Here is a 16148-nt window from a genome sequence, read left to right as displayed (position 1 = left end):
TATACTTATTTTTCTATGAGTTTCATTGACTTGATCTTTATGTTCTTCGTGGGTCTGTCATCGGCGTTCGTCTCGACGAACTGTATCTTATCCACGACTTTCATACCCTGTATAACCTCTCCGAACACCGTATAGTTCCCGTCCAGATGAGGCGTTCCGCCTTCCAGCATATAGGCTTCTTTTTGCTCCGGAGTAAACTCGATGCCTTTCTCCTTGGTCATCTTATCTAGCTCCATCTCCGTAAAGAACTTTCCGGTCACGATATAGAATTGAGTCGCTGATGAGGCCTTCTCGGGATTCTCCTCATCCGGGGTACGTGCGGCACAGAGCATTCCCCGCTTATGAAAATATTTCGGATACACGAACTCGGCGGGGATGGTATAATCTAAATCTCCGTCGCCCAGATGCGCATCCAAAGGAGCGTCTTTCGAGTTGATATCGCCTCCTTGTATCATGAATTGCTTGATAACCCGATGGAACAATAATCCATCGTAACGGTGTTCTTTTACGTTCTTGATAAAATTATCCCTGTGCAACGGCGTGTCGTTGAACAGTTTCACCTTGATCTTACCCATATCCGTATCAATCAGCACCAATGTCTCAGTCTCTTGCGCATGCAGCGGGCATAGCGAAAGCATAAATACCGAAACAAACAACATCGTAAGAATCCGTCTCATATTTATTTCTATTAGTTTTAGATGGACAAAAATAAGAATAAATATCGATATCTATGATCAAAGGAATAGGTCTAAACATGATTTCTTTGGTAGGAAACCGTAATAGCGTTACAAACATCTGTAATATATGCACATCGTTTTATGTTGAATCTAGGTAATTTTGTCATAGAAATAAAACTCTAAATTCAATATACTATGAGAGCAAGTATCTTAGCTATTTTAATTTTAGGGGGGATTGTCTTAAACATAAAGGCTCAGTTTTCTTATAATGAAAAGGGTCAAGCCATCCCTCCTGCATCACAACCTTTCGGCAAAGAGGCTTTTGAGCCAACCGGGCATACGGTTGTACGCTGGTTGGGGAACGCTGGCTTTCTGATTAATAGCCGTGGTACGTGTTTGATGGTCGATCCTATGTTGAAGGGATTTGATATGCCTTTGTTAATAAATATGCCGATCGCCCCTAAAGATGTTCCCCATTTGGATGCGGTATTGATTACTCATTGCGACAATGATCATTACAGTGTTCCTACTTGTACGGAAATGTCTTCTGTATGCCGGGAATATCATTCTACATTCTACGTGGATTCTTTGATGGAAACACAGGGTTTGAACTCTTTCGGACATCGTATCGGGGAGACTTTTAATGTCGGTCCGATTTCTATCAAGTTAACCCCGGCTTACCATACGTGGCAAAATGAGTATCCGAGATATACGCGTGAATTTAAGGTTGAAGATTATTGTGGTTTCCTCATGAAAACACCGGATGGCTTAATTTGGGCACCGGGAGATTCCCGCTTTCTTCCTGAGTTCTTGGAATTACCTGCCCCGGACGTGATTTTCTTTGATTTCTCGGATGATTCATGGCATATAGGATTGGAAGGAGCCATAAAGATCGCAAATGCTTATCCTAAAGCGCAGCTTCTCCTGTCTCATTGGGGAACGGTGGATGCTCCCAATATGAAACCATTCAATGCTGACCCTAAAATGCTAGAAGGGCGTATCCGTAATCCGGAACGTGTTCATGTCTTAGCCCCGGGAGAAGCTTTTGACCTTGTAGCTCTCAGCTCTAGCGAGGGTGAACAATGTGCCGAAACCTTGATTTTCCCTGCCGACGCAAAGGCTTCGTCGGAGTATAATACGGGGGATGTCTATGTCTCCTTGTTGAAGGAGTCTGGTAATACGATGATCGCGCATTTTATATTCAAACCTTACAGTCGTAATTTCTGGCATTACCATCCGGATGCCGAGCAAACCTTGTTAGTACTTGATGGAGAAGGATATTATCAAGAGGAAGGAGGAGAGAAACGTGTGATCCGGAAGGGTGATGTGATCGTGACACCTCCTAATGTATGCCATTGGAATGGGGCGACACCGGGTAGCTCTATCGTATGTATGACCGTTACGGAACATGCGATCGAGAATCATGCCGTACAACTTCGGGCTGTGACGGATAAGGAGTATGCTAATTAGAATACTTGTCCGGGGCTTTTAGGTGAAAGATACGTCTAAAATATCGCTAGGATAAGGAGGTATTGATCTTTTCACAGAGGTGAAAAGATCGTATCACCCCCGTGAAAAGATCGCTTCACAGAGGTGAAAAGATCGCTTCACAAGGGTGATACGATAAGAGTCTTAGGCTACGGCTGTTACTTCCTGCTGAGGAATCAGCCATAAGAACCTTATAATCAGAATAATTTGCTTGGATACTCGCCTGCGTCTACCAAGGCTTGGATCTTATCCACAACGCCTTGACGATCCGCTGCGTAAGTTACGCCGAACCATTTGGAGGTTGTATCCAATACTTTCACACGGGCTGTTCCTTCCGTGATCAATTTATTTACCATCAACGGGATGAAATATTCACTCTTTAAATTACCCATATTGGCTTTTAGGAACTCCTTGAAATATTCCTCGGAATACTCGAAGTAATCGGGAGTGAAGCCCCACATATTCATGGATACCGGCGTATTTTCTTCCAATACGACCTTCTTTCCGTTCTCGTCTACAAACTGGATATCTCCGTCGATACGTTCGATAGCGGTACGCTCCACGACGCCTGTCAGATAACCTTCCTCGTTCGTGGCGCAAACACCACGTGCTACGGAACCGCTCTCGCTCAACGTATTACCTACACGGTAGCCTACCATGCAATAATCATTCTTCTTGCCATCCATCTCAGACAATTGCTTGCCTAATACGGCGAAGCTGTCACGTCCGTAGAAATCATCGGCGTTGATTACGGCGAAAGGCTCATTGATAACCTTCTTGCCCATCAATACGGCATGGTTGGTTCCCCACGGTTTCTCACGTCCCTCCGGGCAAGTGAAGCCCTCCGGAAGATCGTTCAAGTCTTGGAATACGACTTCAACCGGGATATGGTTCTCATATTTGGAGATGATTTTCTCACGGAAGTCTTTCTCGAAAGATTTGCGGATAACGAATACAAGTTTACCGAACCCGCCACGAATAGCATCGAAAATAGAATAGTCCATGATGGTCTCGCCATTGGGACCTAGGCCGTCCAATTGTTTTAATCCTCCATAACGACTACCCATTCCGGCTGCCAATACAAATAATGTAGGTTTCATAATGCGTTTCTTTAATGTGTTTTTTAATTCTTCGGGCAAAGTTAATAATTATAGAAACATTGCCATGTTATTGTCCGTCTTTTTATAAAACTTCTAATACGACGATCGACATGGGAGGAAGGCTGACGCTTAACTTTCCCTTTTCCACCTTGGCTCCCTTGAAAACTTCCGGCTTGACCTTCTCCGGCGAATCGAATGTGTTATAGTCGTTTATGGAGGACGCTGTCAGGATACGCCCGTTCACGCTCTTTATCGTTACGTTTTGCAGGTCGATATGGATGTTCTCGCTTTGCCGGGGATCTACGTTTGCCAACGAGATATGGATTTTACCCTGCGAGTCCCGGGATGCGGAGGCGCTTACGACCGGCACTTCCCGGTTGTCTCTTACTTTCTCCTTGTCGCAGATTAGATCCATCGGCAAAAAGGTAGCGTCTTGATGAACCTTGTACATCTCGAACACATGGTAAGTAGGCGTAAGCACCATGTCCTTGCCTTTTGTGAGGATCATGGATTGCAATACATTGACAATCTGTGCGATGTTGGTCATTTTCACTCGGTCCGTATATTTGTGAAAAACATGTAGGGTAAGAGCGGCCACGAAAGCGTCGCGCATCGTGTTTTGCTGGAACAGATGGCCGGGGATCGTACCGGGTTCCACATCCCACCAAGTGCCCCATTCGTCTACCATGAGGGCTATATTTTTCTTCGGGTCGTATTTATCCATGATAGCGATATGCTTTTTAACGACATCCTCTATCTCAAGGCATTTTCCTAAGGTCCAGTAATAATCCTCCGTGTTGAAATCGGTAGCGGAGCCTTTATTGTTCCAATCTCCTACTGTATAATAATGTAAAGAGATACCATCCATGCGTCCGCCGATTTGTTTCATCAGCGTCTCGGTCCAGTTGTAATCATAATCGCTGGCACCGCTGGCGATCTTGAACAAGACATTGCTATCATAGTTACGGCAATACGTAGAGTAACGACGGTAAAGGTCGGAATAATATTCCGGTCGCATACTGCCCCCGCATCCCCAACTCTCGTTCCCAACGCCGAAAAACTTGACTTTCCATGCCTTATCCCGGCCATTTTTCCGGCGTAGGTTGGCCATTGGGCTGTCTCCTTCCGAGGTCATGTATTCCACCCATTTAGCCATTTCCTCAACCGTACCGCTTCCCACGTTTCCGCTAATGTAAGGCTCACAACCTAATAACTCACATAGATTCAAGAACTCATGGGTTCCAAAACTATTATCCTCGATCGTCCCTCCCCAGTTATTATTCACCATTTTCGGGCGATTTTCCTTGGGGCCGATTCCATCCATCCAATGATATTCGTCGGTGAAGCAACCGCCCGGCCAACGTAAGTTCGGGATCTGTAGTTTCTTCAACGCGTTCAAGACATCCGTACGGTATCCTTGGGTATTAGGGATGTCGGACTCCGGCCCCACCCATAAGCCACCGTAGATACAACTCCCTAGATGTTCGGCGAATTGCCCGTAAATATGTTTACTGATCTGTTGGTTACCTTGCTCCGGATAAATACGGATATTCGCGTCTCGCTGAGCGAATAAGGGAAGGGCGATAAATGCCCAAACGCTGATTATTAGTTTCTTCATGATATAAATGATTTGTTGGCAAAGATACACTTATTCTTGAATACATGAATCCTTTTATCGTTCGAAAAACACGTACGTGTTTTCGGAAAAAGTCGTACATGTTTTAAAAGAAACACGTACATTTTTTTCTTTTGTGTATTTATCGTATCTTTGTAAGGTTTTAAGGCAAAAGACTAAACAAAATGAGAAAGAGAAAAATGTTTCCGTTTTTAGCGGCTGGGATAGTCGCTTTAGCGAGTTGTAACACTCCTCAGAAAGAGGTAGTGAAGATCGCTGCTATTAATCCTGCGAATATGGATACCACGGTTGCCGCAGGTACGGATTTTTATGAATACGCTTGTGGTGGATGGATAAAGAATAATCCATTGAAACCGGAATACGCTCGTTTCGGAACTTTCGACCAATTACTAGAGAATAACCAAGAACAGCTCCGGGTATTGATCGAGGAACTTAGCGCTACGCCCCATGAGGCGGGCAGTGTCGCCGGGAAGATCGGCGCTTTGTATGCGATGGGATTGGATAGCACGAAGTTGAATGCCGATGGAGTGGCTCCTGTCAAAGAGGAACTGGCCGCTATCAATGCGCTGGCAACGAAATCGGATGTCTCTAAGATGGTGGCTACGCTTCATAAGGAAGGCATGGCTCCGTTCTTCGCTTTGTTCGTGGACGCTGACGAGAAGAATAGTGCCATGAATATCGTCCAGCTGTATCAGGCTGGTATCGGAATGGGCGATCGGGATTATTATTTGTTGGAAGATGAAGGCTCCGCCAAGATGCGTGATGCTTACAGGGCTTATATAAATAAATTATTTACATTGGCCGGCTCAAGTCCGGAGCAAGCGGATGCGGCGGTGGATGCCGTGATGAAAATAGAGAAGGCTATCGCCGAGATCTCTTATGGCCGTGAGGATTTGCGTGACTCCCAGAAAAACTATAATAAATTGCCTTACGAGGATTTCAAGAAAATAGAGTCTCCGTTGGATTGGGATGTATATTTTGAATCCATGGGATTAGCCGGGCTGAAAGAGTTGGACGCGAAGCAAATCAACTTCTATAAGGATATGAGTGAGGCTTTGCGGAATACGACGGTCGATGAGCAAAAATATTATTTGGCGTTTAATTTATTGAGCGCGGCGGCTCCGTACCTAAGTGATGATTTTGTAGACGCTGATTTTGAGTTCTATGGAAAGGTAATGTCCGGAAAGCAGGAACAACAACCTCGTTGGAAGCGTTCGTTGAATACGGTAAACGGTGCGTTGGGCGAGGCTGTCGGCGAGATGTATGTAGAGAAATACTTCCCGGCTTCTTCTAAGGAAAAGATGTTGACGCTAGTAGGGAATTTGCAGACTGCTTTGAGCGAGCGGATCAGTGGTTTGGAATGGATGAGCGATACGACTAAGGCGAAAGCTCAAGAGAAATTGGCTACCTTTACGGTGAAAATTGGTTATCCGGACAAATGGCGTGATTATAGTGGTTTGGAGATCAAGGACGATTCTTATTGGGCGAATGTTCGCCGTTCTAACATCTTCGATATGGCCTATCAATTGGCGGACGTGGATAAGCCGGTCGATAAGTCTCGTTGGCATATGAATCCGCAGACCGTGAACGCTTATTACAATCCGACTACGAATGAGATCTGTTTCCCGGCTGCGATCCTTCAGCCTCCATTCTTTAATCCGGATGCCGACGATGCGGTGAACTATGGCGCTATCGGCGTGGTAATCGGCCATGAGATGACGCATGGATTCGATGATCAGGGACGTAACTACGATAAGGATGGTAATTTGATCGATTGGTGGACTGCCGAGGATGCTGTCCGTTTCACGGAGCGTGCTGATAAATTGGTTGATCAATATGACCAGATTATCGTAATAGATACGCTTCATGCCAACGGACGTTTTACGTTGGGTGAGAATATCGCCGACCACGGAGGTTTGTTGGTCGCTCACCAAGCTTATTTGAATAGCTTGAAGGGCAAAGAGACTCCGGCCCCGATCGATGGCTTCACGAATGAGCAACGTTTCTTCTTGGGGTATGCGACGTTGTGGGGACAAAATATCCGTCCCGAGGAGATCCGTCGTCGTACCAAGATCGACCCGCATTCATTGGGAAAATGGCGTGTGAACGCTGCCTTGCGTAATATCGCCCCGTTCTATGCCGCTTTTGACATTAAAGAGGGCGATCCGATGTTTATGGCTCCGGCTGATCGGGTGGTTATCTGGTAACCCAAATACAGAGTTTATATAAGTGAGGGAAGTATGTCACGTCAAAAAGGCATACTTCCCTTTTTTCGTTTATCCCGATTTGGCGGTCTGATGCACTTTTCTTATTTTTGTTTGATTAAGAACGTTATACATGAAAATTTTATACCATGCGAAACTATATATCAATCGCCTTACTTCTCTTGGCATCTTCTGTTTTTGCGTATGATCCTCCCACGATGGGATGGAGCTCATGGAATACCTATCGAGTGAATATCAGCGACAAACTGATAATGAAACAAGCTGATGCGATGTCGCGGAATGGCTTGAAAGAGGTTGGATATAAATATATCAATATTGATGACGGGTATTTTGGGGGACGGGATGCGAGCGGGGAGTTAATCACTCATCCGGTCCGTTTTCCGAATGGCTTGAAGCAGACGGTAGATCATATCCATGCGTTAGGGTTTAAGGCGGGTATTTATTCCGATGCGGGCCGGAATACTTGCGGCTCCTTTTGGGATAAGGATTCTTTAGGGATCAATGTCGGCTTTTATGGGCACGATCGTCAGGATGCGGACTACTTCTTTAAGGAAATAGGATTCGATTTTATTAAGATCGACTTTTGTGGCGGCGACGCCAAACAGAATTTCGATCAATTAGGTCTGGATGAGCAAGAGCGATACACGGCGATCCATAATGCGATACTAGCTACCGGCCGTAAAGATGTGCGTATGAATGTATGTCGTTGGAATTTTCCCGGTACGTGGGTGCATGACGTTGCCTTCTCATGGCGTATCTCGCAAGATATAAATCCTAGCTGGGAGTCCGTGAAGAATATTATCCGGCAGAATCTATATTTGTCCGCTTATGCGAGCGAAGGAAAATATAATGATATGGATATGCTTGAGATCGGCCGTGGAATGAGTGAGGAAGAAGATAAAACTCATTTTGGAATGTGGTGTATTATGAGCTCCCCTTTATTGATCGGCTGTGATCTGACTACCATCTCTGAGAAAGCTTTGCGGCTATTGAAAAACGAGGAACTGATAGCGTTAAATCAAGACGTACTAGGCTTGCAAGCTTATGTCGTTAAGCAAATGGATGGAGTGTATATCTTGACAAAGGATCTGGAAGAAGTGAATGGGAATACATGCGCTGTCGCCGTCTATAACTCTACGGATGAGGAACGGACTATTCATCTGGATTTTGCCGATTTCTATTTGCGGGGCGACGTGAGTGTACGGGACTTATTTGAAAGGAGAGATCTTGGAAAGTACAAGGATCGGGATTTTTCCGTAACCATACCTGCGCATGGGACACGTATTTTCCGTCTGGATGGACTGGAAAGGGGAGAACGGACGGTCTATGAGGCGGAATGTGCTTGGCTGCAAGACTATCAAGAAATAAAAAATCACAAAGCGTTTGGAACGGCGATTTATGAGGATGACGGGAATTGCTCTGGAGGTGCGAAGGTTACGGGATTAGGTAATCGTGATAGCAATTATCTGGAATGGCATAATGTATACAGTCGTGAGGGAGGTTTATACTTGATGTCCGTGGATTATCAGTGTGCGGAGAATCGAGAATTAATTTGTCAAGTTAATGGAGTTGTCGTAAAAAATGTAGAGGCTCATCCTGCGCATGAGGTCACTAGCGAGCAAATAGAGATCCGTCTGAAACCCGGTATGAATCGCATACGCTTATCGAATGGAAACTCATGGATGCCCGATATCGATCGTATGGTTTTACAAAAGAAGTGATTGCCGGCTACGTGCTTGAGGGAATTTTCATTCTTCTATATTCTTGAGGTGTCATTCCCGTATGCTGCCTGAAATATTTGTTGAAAAAAGACAGGTTGTTAAAGCCTAAAGAGAAAGCGATCTCTTTTACGGTTAAGTCTGTCGATCTTAATTGTGCCTTGGCATCCATCGTGATAATGGAGGAAATGATTTCCAAGGGAGTAAGTCCGATCGCTTTCTTAATAGTCGTGCAGAAATGAGGTAACGACAAATTTAATTGAGCGGCGTAAAAAGAAACGCTGTGCTCGGTGGTATAATGCTCTACGACAAGTTGGATAAACTTACGGTAAATCTCATTGGTGCGCGTACGGATTCCATTTGTCCAATGGCTATGATTTTTATATAACTCAGCCGTTCCTTGCATGAATATCGTGAGATAAGCGATGACTAGGTTTTTATTTACCATAGAATAAGACGGGGATAAGGATTGCGCACGTATCAATAAACGGTATCCGTCAATATATAATTGAGCTACAGATTCTTCCAGCGGCATGATCGGATGTTCCGTGATAACGGGAAGAAAGCTCATGGTTGATTTAATAAAATTGATGTTTGTCATAAACTCCGAAGAGAATCCGGCGAAATAGAAACGTGCGTCGTCCGATATTTCATGGAACTGGATAAAATTGCTGGGCACTAAGGTCACGAAATCATATTTGTTAATCGTATACTTCGCTAGATTGATAGAAGCCTGCACGGAACCTTCTACACAAAGGAGAAACAAACCTGCCTTTATCTTATGAGGCAGCTTGCTGTATTTGTTTAGCGTCTCTTTTGTGATACGATCTCCGACGATAAAATCGTTCGTGATATCGAATGTGAGCATTTCCTTTTCCATATCTAATCGGTAATTCGTCTCAAATATAGGAATTAATAAATACTTATTATTCAAGATAATAAAAATAGAACATAGAAACGAAAGAATGGATATTGATTCCCTGAAATTTAAGGGCGAACTTTACAAATGACTACTAATCGTAGGAAAGAGGAAACAAAAAGAATATAGTTCGTTTACTAGAAAAGTATTTTGATTATGGAAAAAGGAAGAATTGGACTAAACGCAGGAAAAGTGTGGCATGCGCTAAACGAGGTAAATGAAATATCTACGCAAGAGTTAAGCCGTAAATTGTCTTTAAGTATTGAGGACCTAGCCTTGGCTATTGGCTGGTTGGCTAGAGAAAACAATATTTATATCACGAGAAAGAATGGTTTGTTGTATGTCAGCAATGGCATCAAATCCAATATGTACTATTAGAAGGAAACAAAAAAAGGCTATCCATCACGGACAGCCAATCTTCATTGTTAACCTTAAATCTAATACCATGAAAAACACAGTGCAAATATAGAGATTTTATGTTATGTAGCATAACGGATAGTTTGGAAATCTCATTTGCTTAACGTGATTTAACAAAATCATGTTCTAAAACATATCTTTTGAGACATAATTCATAAACACAAGCGTTACTTTTATCTGTTACCTCCTTTACTTGACTTTTAAATCAAGTAAAGGATGGTAATTTAAGTAATGCCTTATTCGGCTAGTAGAATGATATGTTTCGTTAAGTCATTAAACTTGATAAAATAGGTACCGGCGGAAACCTTTACATTATCACCTCCGTCAAATTTGGCGAATTGTCCTTGTTTATCGTTCCATAAACTATTGCTGCCACCGAAGCTTACGGCCCAGTCATGATCCGCACGTAATTTCAAACCGCCATCGGACGGAATCTCTATTTTCTCGCCGATCCAGATGTGCTTGTCGTAACTAGCCTGTTGTAAATCTAGATCACCACCCCAATCATTGAAGTCTCCAATCAGGGAGATTTGTTTGTATTCGGTTGTCGCTCCGGTATAAGGTTCGATGCTGTATTTGTTACCAGCCAAGTCTAACGTGATCGTATAATAGCCATCCTGCGTGAAGCCTTCGATATTACCGCTACCGCCGTCATTGCTTAATGCTCCGTCGCTGTCGTAACCCCATTGAATGCCCCAATCACCCGGGGTTTGAATGATCTTGAATGCGCTACCGGCTTTTACGAAACCCGTGTAAGTGAATAACATATTATTAACATCGTCGTCGGCGAATATACGCATCGATGGGTCGTTATTGTTCCATCCGTTGTCGAATATGTCACCCACGAAATAAACTTGGGTACGGGCGCCACTATATGGAGTGATCGCCATGTTTACCGTGTTCGAATAAAGTTCGGGAACACTGTCGTTAATAAATGCTTTAAGACGGAAGTCCACATTATAAGCTACGGTAGGATTAACCATTCCCAAATTGTTCATGGCATCATTCAGCTCGAATGTCTTGATCAAGACTTTTTCGCCGGAACCGGTAGTCGGCAGCGACTCGAATTTCTCGAATTCAGTTCCTCCTTCACAGACTTGTACGGTATACGTTACACCTGCCGCAAAACCGTAATCCGGTTGTTCACAGGTAAAAATATCGATGATACTACTGGCATTTTCCGGCATTAAAGTATATGAGCTATTATTCGGAGCATTGAGGGTAAAAGATATATTATTACCTTCTGAGTCCTTTAGGTCATTGATAACCGGATCTTTATCGTCCGTGCAGGCAGAAAAAGCACAGATGCCCGCAAACACGATGGATAATATATTGACTTTATTCATAATTGTTACTTATTAATAGGTTTTACGATTAATAACCCGGATTTTGTTTCAAGTTACTGTTTGCCACGAGTTGGGTCGAAGGAATCGGTAACAATGAGAAGTGACTGGAGATTGAAGTACCTCCCGCTGTCTCGCCTTTCCAATCCCAAGTATAATTGGAGGTGAACTTATTGTAGCGGATCAAATCCGTACGGCGTTGCGCCTCAAAATAGAACTCACGGGCCTTCTCATCAAGCACAAAATCCAAAGTAAGATCGGTTGCCGTAATTTCCGTGGCTTTCGCTCTTTTCCGTAGTTGGTTAATAGCGCTTAAAGCGGCTTGTTTATCGCCTCCTGCCCGTAATGTGGCTTCGGCGAAGGTCAGATTAGCCTCGGCTAAACGGAACAATGGGAAATCCATATCCGGGAACTGCTGATTCGGATCATGACCGATTTGTCCGGATTTCGTGATATTCTTGAATTTAGTTACAGAATAACCTTCTGTAAACTCGGTCGGCTTATTGATCTCGAATGTACGGTCTGTAGTCCAGAAAGAGGCACGTGTATCAGTTGTTTTCGATAAGTCTCCGTCAGAAGCGAACTTTTTCACCAATGCCATGCGGGCACGGTTACCACCCCATGCTTCTTTAGTTCCGAAATCAACCAGTGCGTTCATGTCACCACTGATAAAGCTGGCGATAAAGAACAATCCGGACCAAGAGCGGGTCTGTACGCCATCATAACAAATCGGCAGGATCATCTCGGGAGAGGTGTTGTTATCTGCAAGGAAATTATCTCCATAATTAGGAGCCAGAGAGAAACCGGCGTCCATGACTTTCTTTGAGTATTCAGCGGCGGCAGACCATTGAGGGGTACCTGTATATACTTCTGCGTTCAGATATAAGCGAGAAAGTAGCATCCATACGGCGGCTTGATCGGCACGTCCATATACATTTGCACGGGGAGCCTTCATTTGTGGCTCGATTTCTTTCAACTCTTTCTCTATATAGGTATAGAGATTCGCCCGGGTAATCCGTTCGGGAACATAGGTACCGATACCCGTGTTCTCATCAACGAACGGGACATTGCCATATAAATCAATCAAATAATAATAATCCAAGGCACGGATAAAACGAACTTCAGCACGCTGTGTAAGACTTTCCTCGTCATCCTTGCCCTCTGTCTGTATTAAGAAGTTATTACACTGAGCGATTTGGATGTACAGACGGTTGAACATATTCAATACCACACCGTTCGAGGCGGTAAACTTAGCGAAGTTCAAGGGATATACATCCACGTCGCCAGACCAAGCGCAAATCGCCTCGTCCGTAGGAAGCTCATTCAGGTTGAATAGCATACGCATCAAACCCGACGCTCCCTCATCCGTGTCGGCGATATCTCCTTGTCCGTCGGGACCTTTATTTCCTGTGATGGCTAATCCCGCATAGATCTTGGCGAAATTGGCGTTCTGATCGAACTCTACGTTTAGGTTCGGATCGATAGGCGTAACATCGAGATCACCTAGGCAAGAGGTGAAGTTTACGCTGAAAACCAGCGATAAAGCCGGTATTATATATTTAAAGAATTTCGTATTCATATAGATATCCTGATTTAAAATTAGAAGTTAAGACTTACACCGAGTATACCTACCAATGGGCGAGGATATACGTTCTTATCGATACCGAAGGTCTTATCAGCTGCGTTCGCTACCTCCGGATCCAATCCTTTATATTTCGTGATAACAAAAGGATTCTGTACGGTTCCGTAGATACGTCCGCCCAATACGCCGAATAATTTGTTGAAAGAGTAACCCAACGTGATATTATCGCAGCGTAAGAAGGATGCGTTTTGTACATAATAATCGGACAATACGTTCATGTTCTGGAAATTCGTATCGAAAGCGGATAGCGGACGGTTGGATAGATAGCCTTTATTGTTAATACTACCTTCACTTAATGCCGCATTGGATGAGGCTACATTATTATATACATAGTTCCCGAGGTTGGAACGAAGTGAGAAACTGAAATCCCATGCTTTCCATACCAATTTAGAAGTAAAGCCCATCGTTACATCGGCCGCCGGTTTATGGCAGAAATAACGGTCCTCGTCATTGATCACGCCATCTCCGTTGCGGTCCACGTATAATCCTTCGATCGGATTTCCCTGTTGATCATATACCTGCTCGTATACATAGAATGAGTTCGCCGGGTGATTCACGCCTTGTGCCTGTATCATGGTCCCGGTACCACCTTCTACGGTTCCTGTCAATACGATGGATGAGGCGTCATCCTGTGCGGTTAGCTTGGTAATCTCGTTGTTGTTCCAAGCGACATTAAAGCCTAGATCCCATTTCCAATCAGGGGTTGAGATCGCTTTAGCGTTGATGGAGAACTCAACACCTTGATTTCTCAAAGAACCGATATTGCTGACGATACGGTTCTTGAAGTTTGTTCCGGCCGGTACGTCGATCACATTGATCAAGTCCTTAGTTTCCCTGTAATAATAATCCAAGGATGAAGTGATACGGTTATCTAAGAATCCGAAGTCGAATCCGGCGTTCCAAGTAGTAGTCTCCTCCCATTTCAAGTTCGGGTTGTAACCGTCGGGACGGGCGATAGGAACAAATTGGTCGCCAAATTGATAGTAGGCTCCGTCTTGTCCTGCGAAATAAGTCGCCATATACGGGTAGTCTCCTTGCGAGATATCCTGTTGACCGGTAATACCATAACCCAAGCGTAGTTTTAAATCCGATACAGCGTCCACGTCTTTCATAAAGCCCTCTTCCTTGATCTTCCATCCTAAAGCCACGGAAGGGAACAATCCCCAACGGTTGTCTTTAGAGAAGCGGGAAGTGCCATCGTTACGTAAGGTAGCGGTGATAAGATAGCGATTCATGAATGAATAATTGACACGTCCGAAGAAAGAGATCAAATAACTTTCTGTCTTGAAAATATAAGAAGTCGGGTTATCTCCGTTTAAGTTATTGTATGCGTTCTCTGTGGAACGATGGAAATGTTGCCAAGAGTAACCAGCCATGATATCAAAATGATGCTTTTCATTGAAATCCTTAGCGTATTGCAAATAAAAATCCAATAGGTGATTGTATTTGTCGATCGTCTCATAACCTGTTTTGCCGTTATCCACGTAACCTAATGGAGATTCTTTCGGATAGTAAATATCTTGTGTACCGGTAGCCATATCCATACCTAAATTCAAGTTCGCACGTAATTCGGGAAGGAAATGGAATTTATAATCAACTTGGATATTACCGACCAAGTTTTTAGAATTAGCCTCTTCTTTTTTCTGTTGAAGCATCGCTACCGGGTTTTTTGTAGCGATTGAGATAAATTCACCGGCATTTTCCCAAGCGAAATAACCTCCGTATTTACTGTTGCCGTTCATGACTGGTTGAGTCGGGTCGAATGCGATTGCCGCTCCGATAGCTCCCGTATCGGCGAAACGATTATTTGAGATCATTCCCTTGGCGTTGAAGTTAATATTTAAATGATCTTCGAAGAAACTGGGAGCTAGGTTTACAGATCCAGTATAACGTTCGAACTTAGAGGTTTTTAATATACCATTTTGGTTTGTATATCCGACGGATACACGATAAGGCATATTATTCAAGCCTCCGGATACCGTGATATTATGATCGGTTCCCACTGCTGTACGGAAGATCTCTTTCTGCCAATCCGTATTTTCTTTTCCTAATAACTTAACGGCGCTTGATTCCGCCCCAAAACGATCCGTTACGAAATTACGATATTCGTCAGCTCCCATAACATCGATTGATTTGGTCTTCGTGCTGATAGAAACGTTTCCATCGTACGTAACCCGTGGGCGGGAGCCTTTCTCACCTTTCTTAGTGGTGATAAGAATCACACCGTTAGAGGCACGCGAACCATAGATCGCTGTGGCGGATGCGTCTTTTAATACGGTGAATGTTGCGATATCGTTCGGGTTGATCGTACTCAACGGGTTGGATACCCCTTTGATACCGTCATTGTCGATCGGAAGTCCATCGATAACGATCAGCGGGTTGTTGCTGGCCGATAAGGAAGAACCACCACGGATGCGGATACTGGCTCCCGAACCCGGAGCTCCCCGTCAGTCGTGATATTTACACCGGCGATTTTACCGTTGATCATATCGGTTGCGGTGGTGGTCAAACCCCGGTTCATCTTATCTGGCTTAATGGCCGTCACGGAACCGGTAGCGTCATCTTTCTTCACCGTACCATAACCGATTACGACAATCTCGTCCAATACTTCCGTATCTTCTTGTAATACGACAATTAAATTACTTTGTCCTTGGTTGATAATGTCTTGTGATTTGTAGCCTATGTAAGAAATACCGATCGTACTTCCTTTAGGCGCCGAGAGCATAAAGTTACCGTCGAAATCGGTAACAGTTCCATTCGTAGTTCCTTTTTCAAGGATACTAGCCCCGATGATGGGTTCACCTTTCGCGTCTTTCACGTTGCCTTTGATCGTGACGTCTTGTGCGAAAACATTGCAGGAGAGAAACAATCCTATCAAGATAGATAAGATTACTCTTGCGTCGCAAGAATACATTTTTTGTTTCATGCATTAGACAGTTTAAGATTAATACTCTATTATATTTATTGAATTTTAGCCATAGTA

10 protein-coding genes and 1 pseudogene are annotated in these 16148 nt (G+C 44.0%); 4 read left to right on the top strand and 7 right to left on the bottom strand.

Annotated elements, in window-relative coordinates; genetic code table 11:
* Positions 1 to 5: 5 nt before the first annotated feature.
* Positions 6 to 677, bottom strand: a complete 672-nt coding sequence (locus tag D7V92_RS07065; protein WP_005867983.1) for a peptidylprolyl isomerase — start codon at positions 675 to 677, stop codon at positions 6 to 8.
* A 195-nt stretch (positions 678 to 872) separates the two neighbouring features.
* Here D7V92_RS07065 and D7V92_RS07060 point away from each other — a divergent pair, with 195 nt between their 5' ends.
* The gene (locus D7V92_RS07060; protein ID WP_121772573.1) at positions 873 to 2147 is read left to right on the top strand and encodes an MBL fold metallo-hydrolase; all 1275 of its coding nucleotides are present in this window, start codon (positions 873 to 875) and stop codon (positions 2145 to 2147) included.
* A gap of 215 nt (positions 2148 to 2362) precedes the next feature.
* Here the strand turns inward: D7V92_RS07060 and D7V92_RS07055 are convergent, their stop codons facing one another.
* Positions 2363 to 3265 carry a nucleotidyltransferase gene (locus D7V92_RS07055; protein WP_005855808.1) on the bottom strand — a complete coding sequence of 301 codons (903 nt, stop codon included), beginning with the start codon at positions 3263 to 3265 and terminating at the stop codon, positions 2363 to 2365.
* A gap of 82 nt (positions 3266 to 3347) precedes the next feature.
* Positions 3348 to 4883 carry an alpha-N-arabinofuranosidase gene (locus tag D7V92_RS07050; protein ID WP_121772572.1) on the bottom strand — a complete coding sequence of 512 codons (1536 nt, stop codon included), beginning with the start codon at positions 4881 to 4883 and terminating at the stop codon, positions 3348 to 3350.
* A 182-nt stretch (positions 4884 to 5065) separates the two neighbouring features.
* On the opposite strand from D7V92_RS07050, the gene D7V92_RS07045 reads away from it, so the two are divergent.
* Both D7V92_RS07045 and D7V92_RS07040 read left to right on the top strand, forming a co-directional pair.
* Complete coding sequence (locus tag D7V92_RS07045; RefSeq protein ID WP_121772571.1) at positions 5066 to 7108, top strand: M13 family metallopeptidase; 2043 nt, start codon at positions 5066 to 5068, stop codon at positions 7106 to 7108.
* A 146-nt stretch (positions 7109 to 7254) separates the two neighbouring features.
* Positions 7255 to 8847, top strand: a complete 1593-nt coding sequence (locus D7V92_RS07040) for an alpha-galactosidase (RefSeq protein WP_121772570.1) — start codon at positions 7255 to 7257, stop codon at positions 8845 to 8847.
* Between the two features lie 7 nt (positions 8848 to 8854).
* Here the strand turns inward: D7V92_RS07040 and D7V92_RS07035 are convergent, their stop codons facing one another.
* On the bottom strand, positions 8855 to 9724 hold the full coding sequence (locus tag D7V92_RS07035) for an AraC family transcriptional regulator (protein WP_008778253.1): 870 nt from the start codon (positions 9722 to 9724) through the stop codon (positions 8855 to 8857).
* 195 nt (positions 9725 to 9919) lie between these two features.
* Here D7V92_RS07035 and D7V92_RS07030 point away from each other — a divergent pair, with 195 nt between their 5' ends.
* The gene (locus tag D7V92_RS07030; RefSeq protein ID WP_005855817.1) at positions 9920 to 10141 is read left to right on the top strand and encodes a winged helix-turn-helix domain-containing protein; all 222 of its coding nucleotides are present in this window, start codon (positions 9920 to 9922) and stop codon (positions 10139 to 10141) included.
* Positions 10142 to 10416: 275 nt separating this feature from the next.
* Here the strand turns inward: D7V92_RS07030 and D7V92_RS07025 are convergent, their stop codons facing one another.
* From D7V92_RS07025 to D7V92_RS07015, 3 genes and pseudogenes are all read right to left on the bottom strand, one after another.
* Positions 10417 to 11526 (bottom strand): SusE domain-containing protein, encoded by a 1110-nt coding sequence (locus D7V92_RS07025; RefSeq protein ID WP_005855818.1) that lies wholly within the window; start codon positions 11524 to 11526, stop codon positions 10417 to 10419.
* Between the two features lie 28 nt (positions 11527 to 11554).
* Positions 11555 to 13102, bottom strand: coding sequence for a RagB/SusD family nutrient uptake outer membrane protein (locus D7V92_RS07020; protein ID WP_121772569.1), 1548 nt, complete (start codon positions 13100 to 13102; stop codon positions 11555 to 11557).
* A gap of 20 nt (positions 13103 to 13122) precedes the next feature.
* Positions 13123 to 16091: pseudogene (locus tag D7V92_RS07015) on the bottom strand (SusC/RagA family TonB-linked outer membrane protein).
* Positions 16092 to 16148: the final 57 nt, after the last annotated feature.

This window comes from Parabacteroides sp. CH2-D42-20 (assembly GCF_003670185.1).
Taxonomy (GTDB): domain Bacteria; phylum Bacteroidota; class Bacteroidia; order Bacteroidales; family Tannerellaceae; genus Parabacteroides; species Parabacteroides distasonis.
This window is presented reverse-complemented; position numbering and strand designations above follow the sequence as displayed.

Excerpts from the sequence above, each read along its gene's own strand:
- D7V92_RS07065 (WP_005867983.1), bottom strand. The coding sequence starts at position 677 with ATGAGACGGATTCTTACGATGTTGTTTGTTTCGGTATTTATGCTTTCG.
- D7V92_RS07060 (WP_121772573.1), top strand. The coding sequence starts at position 873 with ATGAGAGCAAGTATCTTAGCTATTTTAATTTTAGGGGGGATTGTCTTA.
- D7V92_RS07055 (WP_005855808.1), bottom strand. The coding sequence starts at position 3,265 with ATGAAACCTACATTATTTGTATTGGCAGCCGGAATGGGTAGTCGTTAT.
- D7V92_RS07050 (WP_121772572.1), bottom strand. The coding sequence starts at position 4,883 with ATGAAGAAACTAATAATCAGCGTTTGGGCATTTATCGCCCTTCCCTTA.
- D7V92_RS07045 (WP_121772571.1), top strand. The coding sequence starts at position 5,066 with ATGAGAAAGAGAAAAATGTTTCCGTTTTTAGCGGCTGGGATAGTCGCT.
- D7V92_RS07040 (WP_121772570.1), top strand. The coding sequence starts at position 7,255 with ATGCGAAACTATATATCAATCGCCTTACTTCTCTTGGCATCTTCTGTT.
- D7V92_RS07035 (WP_008778253.1), bottom strand. The coding sequence starts at position 9,724 with ATGGAAAAGGAAATGCTCACATTCGATATCACGAACGATTTTATCGTC.
- D7V92_RS07030 (WP_005855817.1), top strand. The coding sequence starts at position 9,920 with ATGGAAAAAGGAAGAATTGGACTAAACGCAGGAAAAGTGTGGCATGCG.
- D7V92_RS07025 (WP_005855818.1), bottom strand. The coding sequence starts at position 11,526 with ATGAATAAAGTCAATATATTATCCATCGTGTTTGCGGGCATCTGTGCT.
- D7V92_RS07020 (WP_121772569.1), bottom strand. The coding sequence starts at position 13,102 with ATGAATACGAAATTCTTTAAATATATAATACCGGCTTTATCGCTGGTT.